The sequence below is a fragment of the Crocosphaera watsonii WH 8501 genome (assembly GCF_000167195.1).
Taxonomy (GTDB): Bacteria; Cyanobacteriota; Cyanobacteriia; order Cyanobacteriales; family Microcystaceae; genus Crocosphaera; species Crocosphaera watsonii.
In genome coordinates this window covers 1-13561 of sequence record NZ_AADV02000010.1, presented here as the reverse complement: position 1 = coordinate 13561, position 13561 = coordinate 1, and the positions used below count along the sequence as shown (strand labels likewise).

General features: G+C 36.7%; 13 protein-coding genes and 1 pseudogene. 4 read left to right on the top strand and 10 right to left on the bottom strand.

Going from position 1 to position 13561, the window contains the following annotated elements; all coding sequences use genetic code 11:
• The first annotated feature begins 24 nt into the window (after positions 1–24).
• Positions 25–1176 carry a 7,8-didemethyl-8-hydroxy-5-deazariboflavin synthase subunit CofH gene (cofH, locus tag CWATDRAFT_RS12410; protein ID WP_007305342.1) on the top strand — a complete coding sequence of 384 codons (1152 nt, stop codon included), beginning with the start codon at positions 25–27 and terminating at the stop codon, positions 1174–1176.
• A gap of 440 nt (positions 1177–1616) precedes the next feature.
• Here the strand turns inward: cofH and CWATDRAFT_RS12405 are convergent, their stop codons facing one another.
• The 5 genes from CWATDRAFT_RS12405 to CWATDRAFT_RS33535 all read right to left on the bottom strand — a co-directional run bounded on the left by CWATDRAFT_RS12405 (position 1617) and on the right by CWATDRAFT_RS33535 (position 5678).
• On the bottom strand, positions 1617–2348 hold the full coding sequence (locus tag CWATDRAFT_RS12405; protein WP_007305341.1) for a hypothetical protein: 732 nt from the start codon (positions 2346–2348) through the stop codon (positions 1617–1619).
• Entirely contained in the window at positions 2332–2991 is a 660-nt protein-coding gene (locus CWATDRAFT_RS12400) for a restriction endonuclease subunit S (RefSeq protein WP_007305340.1), read from the bottom strand. The genes CWATDRAFT_RS12405 and CWATDRAFT_RS12400 overlap by 17 nt, the downstream gene beginning before the upstream one ends.
• Before the next feature lie 20 nt (positions 2992–3011).
• Positions 3012–4061 carry an HsdM family class I SAM-dependent methyltransferase gene (locus tag CWATDRAFT_RS12395; RefSeq protein ID WP_007305339.1) on the bottom strand — a complete coding sequence of 350 codons (1050 nt, stop codon included), beginning with the start codon at positions 4059–4061 and terminating at the stop codon, positions 3012–3014.
• Positions 4062–4131: 70 nt separating this feature from the next.
• Positions 4132–5496, bottom strand: a complete 1365-nt coding sequence (gene miaB, locus CWATDRAFT_RS12390) for a tRNA (N6-isopentenyl adenosine(37)-C2)-methylthiotransferase MiaB (RefSeq protein ID WP_198138980.1) — start codon at positions 5494–5496, stop codon at positions 4132–4134.
• A 53-nt stretch (positions 5497–5549) separates the two neighbouring features.
• Entirely contained in the window at positions 5550–5678 is a 129-nt protein-coding gene (locus CWATDRAFT_RS33535; RefSeq protein ID WP_021830413.1) for a type II toxin-antitoxin system RelE family toxin, read from the bottom strand.
• Positions 5679–5804: 126 nt separating this feature from the next.
• Between CWATDRAFT_RS33535 and CWATDRAFT_RS12380 the strand changes: the two genes are divergently transcribed.
• Positions 5805–7418, top strand: a complete 1614-nt coding sequence (locus CWATDRAFT_RS12380) for a SpoIID/LytB domain-containing protein (protein WP_007305337.1) — start codon at positions 5805–5807, stop codon at positions 7416–7418.
• Positions 7419–7565: 147 nt separating this feature from the next.
• On the opposite strand, the gene CWATDRAFT_RS12375 is transcribed toward CWATDRAFT_RS12380, so the two are convergent.
• Both CWATDRAFT_RS12375 and CWATDRAFT_RS12370 read right to left on the bottom strand, forming a co-directional pair.
• Entirely contained in the window at positions 7566–8153 is a 588-nt protein-coding gene (locus CWATDRAFT_RS12375) for an SPOR domain-containing protein (protein ID WP_021830415.1), read from the bottom strand.
• A gap of 730 nt (positions 8154–8883) precedes the next feature.
• Entirely contained in the window at positions 8884–9810 is a 927-nt protein-coding gene (locus CWATDRAFT_RS12370; protein ID WP_007305335.1) for a transposase, read from the bottom strand.
• Positions 9811–10186: 376 nt separating this feature from the next.
• Between CWATDRAFT_RS12370 and mnmA the strand changes: the two genes are divergently transcribed.
• Positions 10187–11236, top strand: a complete 1050-nt coding sequence (mnmA, locus tag CWATDRAFT_RS12365) for a tRNA 2-thiouridine(34) synthase MnmA (protein ID WP_007305334.1) — start codon at positions 10187–10189, stop codon at positions 11234–11236.
• Positions 11237–11419: 183 nt separating this feature from the next.
• Here the strand turns inward: mnmA and CWATDRAFT_RS12360 are convergent, their stop codons facing one another.
• The 3 genes from CWATDRAFT_RS12360 to CWATDRAFT_RS39745 form a co-directional block, all read right to left on the bottom strand.
• A complete protein-coding gene (locus CWATDRAFT_RS12360; RefSeq protein WP_007305333.1) occupies positions 11420–11719 on the bottom strand; it encodes a type II toxin-antitoxin system RelE family toxin in 300 nt (99 codons plus the stop codon).
• A complete protein-coding gene (locus tag CWATDRAFT_RS12355; protein ID WP_007310580.1) occupies positions 11709–11957 on the bottom strand; it encodes a type II toxin-antitoxin system RelN family antitoxin in 249 nt (82 codons plus the stop codon). Before CWATDRAFT_RS12355 ends, CWATDRAFT_RS12360 begins: the two co-directional genes overlap by 11 nt.
• A gap of 133 nt (positions 11958–12090) precedes the next feature.
• Positions 12091–12708, bottom strand: a complete 618-nt coding sequence (locus tag CWATDRAFT_RS39745; RefSeq protein WP_007305331.1) for a PEP-CTERM sorting domain-containing protein — start codon at positions 12706–12708, stop codon at positions 12091–12093.
• A gap of 244 nt (positions 12709–12952) precedes the next feature.
• On the opposite strand from CWATDRAFT_RS39745, the pseudogene CWATDRAFT_RS12345 reads away from it, so the two are divergent.
• Positions 12953–13543: pseudogene (locus CWATDRAFT_RS12345) on the top strand (IS5 family transposase); the annotation flags it as partial.
• Positions 13544–13561: the final 18 nt, after the last annotated feature.

Sequence of the window (13561 nt, the reverse complement as noted above, 5' to 3'; positions counted from 1 at the left end):
TTATTTAAAATTTTGTATCCTCCTATGATTAATCAAATAAAAACAATACAACATATTTTAGAAGATGTAGAAAATGATAGGGAACTATCTCAAAGCGATGGGTTTATGCTTCTATCTCAAAGCGATGAAACCATAATTAATGCCATTCGTCAAACAGCAGATAAACTTCGTCAAAAGCAAGTAGGAAAGACAGTAACATATATTATCAACCGTAATATAAACTTTACCAACATTTGTGAGCAACATTGTAACTTTTGTGCTTTTCGGCGAAATGCAGGGGATGACGGAGCATTTTGGCTAAATACAGAACAAATTATCAAAAAGGCAACAGATGCAGTCAAAAGAGGGGCAACAGAAATTTGTATGCAGGGAGGTTTAAACCCCGAAGCTAAAATAAGAGGAAGTTCTCTACAATATTATCAACAATTAATTATCAGTCTCAAACAAACATTTCCTAACCTCCATTTACACGCTTTTTCCCCCCAAGAAATTCAATTTATTGCCAGGGAAGATAAAATTAGTTATACTGAGGTGATTATGACCTTAAAAAATGCTGGTTTAGGGTCGATGCCAGGGACAGCAGCCGAAGTCTTAGACGATAAAGTAAGACGTATTATTTGTCCCGAAAAAATCAATAGCAAAACCTGGTTAGAGATTATTAGTTTAGCCCATTCTTTGGGTTTATACACCACCAGTACCCTATTATCTGGACATATCGAAACCCCCCAACAACAAATACAGCATTTAAGTCAATTAAGAAACCTACAAAAAATAGCTATTGAAAACAATTATCCAGCCAGAATAACAGAATTTATTATCTTACCTTTCGTTGGAAAAGATGCGCCTTTACCCCTAAGAAAGCGTGTAAAACGAGAGCAACCTAGTGTAAAAGATACCTTATTATTAACCGCAGTGTCTAGAATTTTCCTCGGAAAATGGATTCCTAACCATCAACCAAGTTGGGTAAAATTGGGCTTAGACGGTGCAAAAGAAGCCTTGCGATGGGGTTGTAACGATATTGGTGGGACCCTCATGGAAGAACATATTACTACGATGGCAGGGGCTATGGGGGGAACCTGTATGGAAGTAGAAACCTTACAAGAAGCGATCGCTTCCCTTAACCGTCCCTATCAGCAACGAGGGACTTTATATGATGAATATTCTAGTTATTGTTAGGACAGTGAGCATCCTGCTCACATCCCCTAGTATCAAAATTGTTGCAAACCACTTTAGATAAGGAAAAAACAGTTAGTAGTTTCTGCAAGATTAATCCGATGGAATGGTCATTTTACTTTGGGGTAATGTGACTTAATCCCCAAGTTTGTCATGGTTTAGGCGACAAACTTTTAACGGACTTCACTTTTAGCAGGTGAACTAACTGCTCCACTGTTGTTCCCTAACCACTTATATGATTAAACTTATCTCTTGAAGATACAACCTAAGTTTAGGGAGTTAAGCCAGAAGTTAAGCAATTAAACTTAAAAATTGCTCTAACCCAGTTATATAAGCTATTTCAAGCATTGGATCACTAGCTGAGTGATTAGCTTAAGATATTATCAGGGTTAGTTAAGTTAGGAAATCTCTCAGGCTTATTTTTGAAAGAGTCCAAAAAAACTTTATCTGATAGTCCACTTATTCAAAAAATCTTGTAGTGGCTGATATGGTATTCTCTTGAGTTTACCAAAATTAGTATCTTTTTCGTAGTCATTGTCCATTAGTGTTTGACCTAATTGTAGTTTTTTTCTACCTTTTTGACTCACTACTTTAGGAATACCATTAATCCACTTACCACCAGTATCTAACAATCGTTTATCTCTTGCCCTAATACACTCTACCATTGAAATAACTTCAATATCAACAATGAAAGGTGAGCAAAATCCATTATCTTCTCTAAGTTGGATAGCTGCAATTAATAAAACATCTCTTTCACTATCTATCGTATCTATTGTTATATTTTCTTTTAACCTTGCTGAAGGTTCTCTTCGAGTTGGTGGTCTTTTCAATTTGAGAGTAATATTATCTACAAATAAACCTTTTAACTCTACTCTTGTCCCAGAAACATGAATATAGTCAGGATAACTTTCCCTTTCCCCTATGTTACTAGGTGATTTTTGTAATCCAATATTTTTTAGTTTTTCTTGGTTTTGCTCATTGGTTGAAATGAGTTGAATCTGAGGTAAAATTCCATCTAAAAGCGTATTAATGATCACAGCAATTTGACTAGGTTCAAAACCTTGTAAAGCTCGATCAGGAATAGTTAACCAGTCTATTTTAATCCCAATCAGTGGAGCAAAAGTATTTCGTAATTCTTGAAATTTTTGGTGTGAAATCTCAGGCATAATGCTCATCCAACGAATTAGTTTGTTTGATAATTTTTCTACAAGTCATAAAGTTAATCCAAGATTGTTCGGCGATTTCTATTAAACTATTATTAATTTTCTCACGTTCCCTTAATATGGGAACGCTTATAGGTATTTTTTCTAAATTATCAACACTAACTCTTGGACGAGTACCACCACTTCCTGTAGGAATTTGATTAAGAAATAACGATGACTTTAAATATCCCCACCAAAAATAGAGTAATTTATCTTTAGGAATGATCTGAACAAACTCAGAATTAATAGGGTAAAATAAAGGGCTTCTTTTGCCTATCCAATTTGCTTTTGGTGTTACTAAAACATTACCGAGATAAGCACGCATAGTACCAAATAATAAAACCTGTTCACCAACCAGACTATAACGCCCTTCTTCTAAAGAATTATCTTCTAACGAGAATGTTAGTAATTCACCTTTGGGAATATTTTTATATTCAATAGGAGCAAATTCGGAAATACTAATGTCTTGTTTATTATTTTTTATTTTTTTAATATTAGCAAAGTCGGATAAAGTATCATTAGATTTATTTTCCTTATAATGATAAGGATTCCAGACCCCTGATTCTATTTGACAAGTATTGGCTATTGTAAAAAATGTGTAACCGTTTTTTTTCATGGTTAATATTCTTAATGATTTTAAATTCCTAGAATTTCTGATACTTTACTATTTTTCAATAAATTTTCTAGGTCGTTAGTTGTAACTTGTTTCTGTCTATGATTTAATGGGATATCCAAAGAAGAAATATTAGCGAAAATGGTTTTTCTATTTCTATCTACTTGCTCATTTTTCTTCTTATCTAAAACAATAATGTCAGCACGAGTTGTTGTGCTTGCTGTTGATTTAAAAATACCTTCTGGTAAGATAATAACTGCGGTTAAGTACCAATCTTTTTCAACAATTTCTCTTAAATTTTGATACTCTTTATTAGAGATAATTGAATGGGGTAGTAGGCAAACTAAACGACCACCAGGCTTTAATAATTTAAAAGATAAATCAATCAACAACGCATCACTATTTCTATATCCTGACTCAAATAATCTACTATTAGAGGTAAAAATATCTACAGGTAGTGAAAAAGGTGGATTAGCTAAAATATAGTCTATTTGTCCAAAAAATGATTGTATTTGTGAATTTGGTTGATAAATATTCGATGTCAATAAAGAAGTATTTTCTTGATGATTTTTATTTATTTTTAATACTAATTCAGTTAAGCAAATTAACATTTGGTCAACATCATTTCCAATTAAATGACAAGGTATATTTTTCCATTGTTCTCTAACTGTCTTCAAAAACGTTCCACCACCACAAGTAGGATCTATAATTACAGCATTTGCTTTAACTGGAAGCATTTTAACCATTTGCATCGCTATTGGATGTGGAGTGAAAAATTTTCCACTAATATCTCGAAATCTTTTGGCGAGGAAATATTGATAAAAAATAGTTAAGTTTTCTCCATCTTTGTCTTTTTTGACATAAGAATTAATTGTTTTTTTTAAGCAATCATCTTGAAATACAATATCTGAAATCAATTTTCCCTTTTCAAGAACCCCACTAAGTTTTTCAGAGGCTTTAATGCTAAAAATGTTACTATATATATAAGCAATTGCATTGAAAACATCTTCTGCTTCGTAGCCAAACTGTCTAAATGCTGACTCTATATCTTTGAGAATTTTAGGTTCTAGCATTTCATATATTTTGAATACACTCCTTGATTATAAAGCAAGATATTCTAATTTTTTCTATATTTACCTTAGTTTAAGCATTACAAATACTAACAATCGCTTCTCCTGTCAAACTAAAAGCACGAACTTCCGTAATTTCCACCTTGATTAATTGTCCTTTTAATTCATCGATATTTCCCTTACAAAAGGTTAAACGATTGCCTTGAGTTCTTCCCATAACTTGACTATTATCTTTAGGGTTTTGATCTTCTACTAATACCTCTTCTATTCTTCCTAAATAACGTTGAGAACGTTGTGCAGCTTTTTGTGCTACTAAATGGTTTAATCTTTGTAGGCGATCGCTTTTCACTTCTTCGCTTAATTGCTGCTCCCAAAGGGCTGCCGGGGTTCCAGGGCGAGGAGAATAAGCAGCAGTATTGAGTTGATCAAAGCCGATATCATCCACTAACTTTAAAGTGTTTTCAAACTGTTCTTCGGTTTCTTCTGGAAAACCCACAATGGCATCTGCACTGATAGAAGCATCGGGCATATATTCACGAATTTTATCGATAATTTTACGATATTTTTGATGAGTGTAACCCCTTTTCATCGCCTTTAAAACATCATTATCTCCTGATTGAAAAGGAATATGGAAATGTTCACAAACTTTAGGCAATTCGTCACAAGCTTTGATTAATCTTTCGGTAAAATAACGGGGATGACTGGTAGCAAATCTTAGTCTTTCGATGCCAGGAATATCGTGTACTTGGTATAACAAATCTGTTAACGTATGTTTATGTCTTCCGCTTGCAGTAACCCCTGGTAAATCTCGTCCATAAGCATCAATATTTTGTCCCAGTAAAGTAACTTCTTTGTACCCTTGTTTTGCTAATAGTTCCATCTCCGCATAAATAGCTTCAGGAGTACGAGATTGTTCCACACCTCTAACACTAGGAACCACACAATAACTACATTTTTCATTGCAACCATAAATAATATTGACCCAAGCAGTGACGGTACTATCTCGACGGGGTTTGGTGATATCTTCTACGATATGAATGGGTTCGGTGGCAATGACCTGATTGCCATCAAATACCTGTGTTAATAAATCTTCTAAGCGGTTAGCGTGTTGGGGTCCCATTACTAAATCTAATTCTGGAACCCGTCTTAAGATTTTTTCCCCTTCCTGTTGCGCTACACATCCAGCTACCACTAAAGTTAAATCAGGGTTTTTGTGTTTACGTTTAGCCTGTCTTCCCAAATAAGAATAAACCTTTTGTTCGGCATTATCTCGGATGGTACAGGTATTATAAAGGATTAAATCAGCCCCGTTGGGGTCTTGAGACCATTTAAACCCCATATCTTCTAGAATACCGGCCATGCGTTCCGAGTCAGCTTTATTCATTTGACAGCCAAAGGTAGTGATATGGTAACGGCGTGGGGTTGAGGTCATGATTATCAGCGTATTTTAAACTTCCAACTTTTTATTATATCAAAGACACTTTTTTTCTTCTACTTTCGATAAACTTCTCTTCTGTGACCAATGCGGATTACCATAACAACTAATCTCTGATCAAAAACTTCATAGATAATTAGATAATCTTGGACACGAATTCGATAGCTATTCTCTTCTCCTACCATTTTTTTAAAATAGGGAACTATTACACTCGAACAGAGGACAAAGGCAAAGAAGAGAAAAATCTTAACATAACTCCCCTTCCCTATAGGTCAAAAGGTCTATAATGCGAAAAAACAAGATATTGAGATATGCTGATGACTAAGACGACTCAACCCATTCAGGGTAAACACTTGTTCCTAACCCTGTTTTCCCTTCCGCTTCTCTGGGGAGGAATCTTAGGTTTACCTAGTACGGCCAAAGATGTGAATATCGACGTGGGTATCATACAAAGATTCGGGGAAACAAAAGCCGAAAAACTCTCCATCAGTGCCACCAGTGGAGACAGTTTAACCCTAAAGTTTCAAGATAGTCAGGGAGAAATCCAAACCTTAACAACTACTAAACTCACCCTGAATATTGTTCAAGAATCTTTACCCCAATCTCTATTAAAAGAGTACATTGTTTTGAGCGATCATGCTACCTTTGAAACTGCCGAAGATAGCGCAAATCAATGGAAAGATAAAGGAATAAAAGCAGAAGTAACCCAACCTGGAAGATGGCAAGTATGGGCTAAAAGAGATGTTTATGAAACTCCTTTATTACGCCGTTTATTATTAAAAAATCTCCAAGAAAAAGGGTATAATGATGCTTATTTAGAATCGGCTATTTTAAACTCTAAATCTCAAGCTAATTTTACCATTGCAGGGAAACAATACCAAAGTGATTATTTAGAGATTATTCCAGGGAAAAACCCCATACAGGTTAGTCATTCCCAACAAAAAACACGGCGTTATGGGGGCAGTTTAAAGCTACAACCCAACTCTTACGGAACTTATACTTTAGTTAATGATGTTCCCTTAGAAACCTATTTGAGAGGAGTAGTTCCCCACGAAATAGGACCCAACGCACCGAAAAATGCAGCCAAAGCGCAAACAATTATAGCAAGAACCTATGCTTTACGTAATTTACGCCGTTTTAAAGCTGATAATTATGAATTATGTGCAAGTACCCATTGTCAAGTTTATTATGGGTTGAGTGGAACCAGTCCGAAAGCTGATCGGGCGATCGCAGCTACCAAAGGATTAGTTTTAACTCATAATAATGAGTTAGTAGATGCTCTTTATTCTTCTACTACTGGGGGGGTAACAGCGAGTTTTAGTGATGCTTGGAATGGGGAAGAAAGACCTTATCTAACAGCGGTCATTGATTCCCCTAAAAATGTTTGGGATCTCTCCCAAACATCCTTAGCTGATGAAGAAACATTTCGGAATTTTATTCGTTTAAGACAAGGATTTAATGAGAGTGGACGCAGGGTTTTCCGTTGGAACAAGCAAGCAACTTTAGTGACTTTGACCCGAGATTTAAAGAAATATCTAGAAAGACGAAAACATCCCCTAGCAGACATCAAGACTATACGCTCCATGAAAGTTACAGAACGCTCTGACTCTGGACGTATTTTAACTATGATTGTGCAAACGGATCAAGGTACAATTACATTACAAAAGAATGAAGTACGTAGTGCCTTTGATCCACCAATAAGCACTCTTTTTTATCTCGATCCTATCTACAATAGCCAAAAAGTATTAACAGGATATGCCTTTGTTGGCGGTGGTTTTGGCCATGGGGTTGGCTTAAGTCAATTCGGGTCTTATAATTTAGCTAATTTAGGTTGGAGTCCTGAGAAAATTCTTGCTTTCTATTACCCTGGAACAAAAATTATTCCCCTTGATAATTCAATTGTTTTCTGGAGAGAAGAAGAATAAACACTACCCCGTAGCTCAAAACTTACCCTCCTATTACCCTCCTGGGAGGGGTTAGGGGTGGGTAGGTTAAGTTAATTAAGGCCAGGGGAAAATGCCCATAGTAGTGTCAGTGAGGTCAAAACAATTATTTTGACAAGTGTTCAATTACTAGGGTTTAACTTCTACAGATAAAGAGGTTCTTGTCTGTTGATAAACAGGAACCACTGTTGCAGGAAGTCCTTGATTTTTTAGTTCTTGTACTCGTGCTTCTGCTTGTTGAGAATGTTGGAACACTCCAGCATGAATAACCCCTTCACTTTGACGAATAAAAGCCATAGGTTCGATGGTTTTAACTTGAGATAATAAAGAATGGTTTTTACCCGTCACTTCGACCCGATAAAAATTAGGGTTTTGAGTAGGTTGGGGGTTAATAGTCTTGATCTCAGAAGGTGCTGGATCTTCAGTCAGGGGTTTAGTTGGTATGGTTTGGGGTGCAGAAAAGGTGTACTCTTTAATCGGAGTTGAACTCTCTTCAGCAGGAGTTATTTGATTAACAGGAGACTCAGAAGTGACCATTTTAGGGGCAGGAGGTGGGGGTAACTCACGGTTAGAGGTGACTTGTGCCAAACTGACTGAAGTTGAACCGACGGTTAATAGGCAAAAACAGAACCAAGTTGAAGACTGTTTTAAGTATGAAGGGAACCTACCCATCTGCTCAATAGTCCTGATAATTAGGCGATCGCTGCTGATAAACATAATTTAAACCTGAAATAAACACATCCTCACACCGACAAACAACAAAAATTTTCTTTGTTATTCTTCGGTTTAATCAATATTGTAATACTGAAAATGTTAGCCTAGAGAAAGTATAGAGTTAATTTTTCAATTTTTAAGAAACGTTTAACATTGACATCCTCACTGCTTTATCTAATCGTTATCATGTTTGCCGTAATTGCAACGCGCGAAAATGGGCGAGATAAATCAAGCGTTATGGTCATTTGACTTCTCCAGGGTTTAAAAACGCCTGGATTCTAAGCGGTTAAGCTTCAATGGGCTGAAGCCACATTTCCGCTTGCTTACGATATGATCGAGTTAGACTATTAAGATCATATCGTTTGGGAAGAGTCAAAACTTCCTTGCCCACCCTGGCTAGGTTTATTCCTAGCTGTGTGGCTACCTTTCTTAAACAGTTCGCTGCGGCTTGAGTGTCGGCATTGACTAACCATCCTCTAGCGGTTTGATATAATCCACGCTTGATTCGCTTTCCTGAAAACTTGTACCCTTTGGGTTTTTCACCATGCTTCGGGACTAAATCATCATCTAAAAAGCTTGCTCGTGAACTGTACGCTTCTTCAGTTTCAGTAAATACGATACCTACTGACTCTGCTAATTCTTGAATACGGTTTTTAAGTCTTGCTGTTGGAATTTGGACAAAGTTTTGATTATTAGTCTTCCCAATATTAATTGAGTCTTTCTGCCCATCATTTCATCCGAAAACGATGTTTCCAATTTGATATTTTAAGCAGTAATTGATAATAAATCTTGCTGCTTTATTAACAGCATCTCTCATTTGACAATTACATTTATGGGTAGCTTGGTCTAATTTTTCATCCCAATACTCTTGGCTTTTCCCTTGTTTCTGTTTAGCAACTAAACGATTATACCGTTGATTAATTGACTTAATTTTTCTGCCATTAACAATAAAGGATTTACCTTTTGTTGATATGCAACTGAGCCAATTATCAACACCGTGGTCAATTCCTAGCCCCTGAGAATAATCAAGGTTAGAAGCTTTAAGCAACTGGGTTTTATAGACATATTCCGCCCACAACTTACCATTGCTCGGAATAACCCTAACCTCTGCTATATCTTCAGATTGGAAATTAACACCACTGGGAATAATAATTGATGGAGTTTCTAATTCTTTTCTTTGAGAATTAGGAATAGGTAAATAACAAATTCCCTCTAATGGTTCATAACGAATATTTTGAGAGGTAAAAGCAACTTGATAAAGACCTCTTTTACGGTAACTTGGGATTCTAGGTGTATCTTTTAATTCCCCACTAAACCACATTGGCAGAAGCTTGTTATATCCTTTAATGGCTTCCACTACTGATTTAATAGTCTGTTGTCCTTGTTGTCCTCCTATTGCTTGATAATGAACGTCATCCTTGAAATCCTTACAGAGTTGAGCGTAACTGATTTTAACTCGTCTTAAACGAGGACTTCTTCTGTAATTATCATTTTTGTCAAACCAAGTTTTGTAATTACATTTTTCAAAGTAATCTTGACGAATTGTAAATAAAACAGAGTTATATAGTTTATTAGACTGCTCACAACACCATAAAAGATAAGCGTGAGTCTCATCATCTATATTCCCTGTTAACAATATTTTCTGGGTTTGATACTTCATGTTATGATTATAGCATTCTGCAATGGCAATGCCAATATGTAAAGAAAAACTTTACAATTAGATTGAGTGACAAAAGGTTAGCTAAACTAAAACTTTATGCCCAACAAAAAGACAAAACTATGACGCAAGTTTTAGAGGAGTGTATTGATAAGCTTAAATTAAATACTGATGGTTAAAACCATCATCTCGCTCCACTGCCAGCCGTTAAAACGGACTGGCTATCTCTCGCTCGACGGAGTTTCAGGTATAATGTTGCTACCTATCAGTATGCTAGACTAAAACGGTCAAGCCGTCCTAAAAGCGCACCGCCTCGTCTGAGCTTCCCTCAGACATAGGGACGGAGCAAGAAGGACGGGGTTTCAAACCCAATTTTTTGATGAACAAGGTCGTTGTAGGTTTATCGGGTGGTGTGGATAGTTCTGTTGCTGCTGCTAGTTTACAGCATCAGGGTTATGATGTGATCGGGTTGACCCTCTGGTTAATGAAAGGTAAAGGGCAATGCTGTTCCGAGGGAATGGTAGATGCTGCCTTTATTTGTGAACAGTTGGGTATTGCTCATCATATTGTCGATACCAGAGATTTATTTACAGAGAATATTATTGATTATTTGGTCTCCGGTTACGAGTCTGGTGTCACTCCCTTACCTTGTTCTCAGTGTAACCGTGCGGTGAAATTTGGCCCCATGTTAGCTTATGCTCAAGCAGAATTAAATTGCGATCGCATCGCCACTGGCCATTATGCGCGGATTGACTATGATAAGATAACCCAACGCTATCAACTATTACGAGCAGTTGATCGCAACAAGGACCAATCTTACTTTTTGTATGATCTCTCTCAAGATATCTTAAAAGGAACTATTTTTCCTTTGGGAGAACAAACCAAAGAAGAAACCCGACGTATTGCCGCAGAATTTGACCTAAAAACTGCCAGTAAACCAGAAAGTCAAGATTTATGTCTCATTGAAGCTCATGGCTCCATGTCCACCTTTCTCGATCAATATATTAAACCCAAAGAAGGGGAAATTGTGGATCTTGAGGGCAAAGTTTTAGGGACTCACCAAGGGGTTCATCACTATACCATTGGACAACGTAGAGGGTTAGGTATTGCTGCCCCAGAACCCTTATATGTGGTTAAATTAGATGCAGTGATGAATCGGGTTATTGTGGGCAACCGTGCCGATGGAGGGCGTTCTGATTGTACCGTAGGACGGTTAAACTGGGTTTCTATCCCAGAACCTGCTTCACCTATTACGGCAGAGGTACAGGTGCGTTATCGTTCTAAAGCCGTTCGGGTGACTATTATTCCTCTGGAAGATCATCGGGTAAAATTACAATTTAATGAGCCTCAATTTGGTATTACCCCAGGACAAGCTGCTGTTTTCTATGATGGGGAGATTGTTCTTGGTGGGGGTATTATTGAACAGTAAAATAATTTAATTTTCTTGTTCAAATTGTTCGATAATAGACTCGATTACTTTATTATCAATATCTGCTTGATCGGATTTAGCGTAAATTGTAACTATAGCAATCAGGAATGATTCATGAGAACTTCGAGATCCCCCCTTCAGTTCCCCCCTTAATAAGGGGGGTTAGGGGGGATCAGAATTCACTTAATTCTCACAACTGATAACTGATTGCCATAGCACAATTTTAGTTTCTTTTTTAACGTAGTATAAAATTCGATAACCTGCACTTTTACCTTTTTGAATATCACTGTTTTTCAGACGTACTTTAAAAATTTGGTATTTAACTCCCGAAATTAGATCACCTGGGGTTTCTCCTCCTTGTAATTGGTCAATGAGAGGTGCTAAGTCTTGACGAATTGAGCGAAAGCGTTTTGCTAGTTTACTTAGGTCTTTTTTGAAACGAGATGTTAAGTAGATTGAAATCGGTTGGGATTTATTCGACATCAATTCCTTCCCACATTTGACTTATAGGAATGGTTTGATCGCTAAAAGCTTGTTTAAGTCCTTCTCTAATTCCTTCTACGATTACCTCATCAGGAGTATCATTGTCGTCAGGTTCGTTTTCCGGTTGGGAATTCATCACAATTACCACCTGATAAGTGCCTTCTGCAATGTCATGGGGTAAAGCAATATTTAAAATATGGTCTTGACCGACCTCAACTTTGGTTTGAATGGTGTGCATAGTTTTGCTTCTAGAATCACAATTGTTACCCATATATCTTAAGCTAAAAAGGGAAGATATTGAGTTTAGTCCCAATATCTTCCCTTTAAGTCCACTAAAGTTCCTTCGTGAGCATTATATATGCCACTTAGACTTATTTGTTCTTTTTGTTTTTACCTAACTTTTTCTTAAACGCTGTACCAAAGCCAATGGCTGTACCTGCACCTAAAATGGTTAGAGGTTCAGGAACTGGTCGAATGTTTTCTACTCGGACAAGACCGCCCGTTACAGAAGCAGTTTGCTCAACACCATTTTCAATAAAAGTGTCATTGGAGCCAAAAGCAGCAGATCCTGGAGTTAGATTGACAACTAAGTTAGTTTCGTCTCCTATAGCAAGGCTATCAAGGGCAGCATCAAATCTTAGTAGTAGGTTACGGAACTCATCGGACTCTAGGACACCGGAAGTGGCACTACTAGCTGAAGCGCGAAAATTCTGCTCAGGAGGAGAAAAGGGTGCGGTAACAGAATTAGAACTACTAGGACTATATGTAAAAGGATTCGGAGCCTTGCTCAGAGCGTCAGGGTCAACTGTTATATTAAAGTTGCTGTAGGTTTTGCTAATACTATCATAAGTAAAAGTCCCTGTCATAGTTCCACCACCAGAAGATAAACCATTTTGGATGGATAAATCGAAAAATGCAGCTTGTGCAGGGGAGGCGGCAGCAGCCATTAAGCCGATGCCTGTCATAAGACCTAAAGTAACTTTTTTCATTTTGAAGATTCTCCTCAATGTTGTGTATATGTACTTAACTACAGTTTATCCATTGGATGTATAACTTCATGTAAACGCAATGTATAACTTCGTGTATAACTTTATGTAGGGTTTGCTGAATAAAAGCAAAACCCTATTCTTTAAAAGGTTACACCCATATTCGCGATCGCAAAAAAGATCAGCTTTGTCGGCTACAAACCGCTATAATTGGTAGAAACACCTCCCAGTTGTTGGTCAAGAACAAATGTATCGAAAAGAGGAGCAACCTTTACCGCCCCCAGAAAAATTTGAATTACCTTTCGAGGGCAAATTGTCCCCCAATAATCGTTGGGTAATCATGGCAGAGTTGATACCTTGGGATGATTTTGAGGAAGAATATGCTAAACTTTTTTCAGCAGAAAAAGGTGCGCCAGCCAAACTATTTAGAATGGCATTAGGGACATTAATTATTAAGGAAAAATTAGGAACAAGTGATAGAGAAACTATAGAACAGATTAGAGAAAATCCTTATCTACAATACTTTATAGGTTTAAATTGTTATCAACAAGAGCCACCACTGGAATCTTCAATGCTAGTTCATTTTAGGAAAAGAATTGATGGAGAATTGATAAACAAAATCAATAAAAAAATAGTAAAAAGAGAAATAGACAAGAGTGATAAAGAAGTAAAAAAAAAGGATTGTCTCCAAGAAAAAGGAGAAAAAATAAAAAATAAAGGTAAACTAATTTTAGATGCGACTTGTGCGCCAGCAGACATCAAATACCCAACGGATTTAGGCATATTAAATCAAGCCAGAATTGAGACAGAAATAATAATAGATAATCTTTATAAACCATAAGACGTCAATGAGAAA

Bases quoted from the DNA above. Each gene is read 5' to 3' on its own strand.
- cofH (WP_007305342.1), top strand. From the start codon at position 25: ATGATTAATCAAATAAAAACAATACAACATATTTTAGAAGATGTAGAA.
- CWATDRAFT_RS12405 (WP_007305341.1), bottom strand. From the start codon at position 2,348: ATGAGCATTATGCCTGAGATTTCACACCAAAAATTTCAAGAATTACGA.
- CWATDRAFT_RS12400 (WP_007305340.1), bottom strand. From the start codon at position 2,991: ATGAAAAAAAACGGTTACACATTTTTTACAATAGCCAATACTTGTCAA.
- CWATDRAFT_RS12395 (WP_007305339.1), bottom strand. From the start codon at position 4,061: ATGCTAGAACCTAAAATTCTCAAAGATATAGAGTCAGCATTTAGACAG.
- CWATDRAFT_RS33535 (WP_021830413.1), bottom strand. From the start codon at position 5,678: ATGGTAGGAGAAGAGAATAGCTATCGAATTCGTGTCCAAGATTATCTA.
- CWATDRAFT_RS12380 (WP_007305337.1), top strand. From the start codon at position 5,805: ATGCTGATGACTAAGACGACTCAACCCATTCAGGGTAAACACTTGTTC.
- CWATDRAFT_RS12375 (WP_021830415.1), bottom strand. From the start codon at position 8,153: ATGTTTATCAGCAGCGATCGCCTAATTATCAGGACTATTGAGCAGATG.
- CWATDRAFT_RS12370 (WP_007305335.1), bottom strand. From the start codon at position 9,810: ATGAAGTATCAAACCCAGAAAATATTGTTAACAGGGAATATAGATGAT.
- mnmA (WP_007305334.1), top strand. From the start codon at position 10,187: ATGAACAAGGTCGTTGTAGGTTTATCGGGTGGTGTGGATAGTTCTGTT.
- CWATDRAFT_RS12360 (WP_007305333.1), bottom strand. From the start codon at position 11,719: ATGTCGAATAAATCCCAACCGATTTCAATCTACTTAACATCTCGTTTC.
- CWATDRAFT_RS12355 (WP_007310580.1), bottom strand. From the start codon at position 11,957: ATGCACACCATTCAAACCAAAGTTGAGGTCGGTCAAGACCATATTTTA.
- CWATDRAFT_RS39745 (WP_007305331.1), bottom strand. From the start codon at position 12,708: ATGAAAAAAGTTACTTTAGGTCTTATGACAGGCATCGGCTTAATGGCT.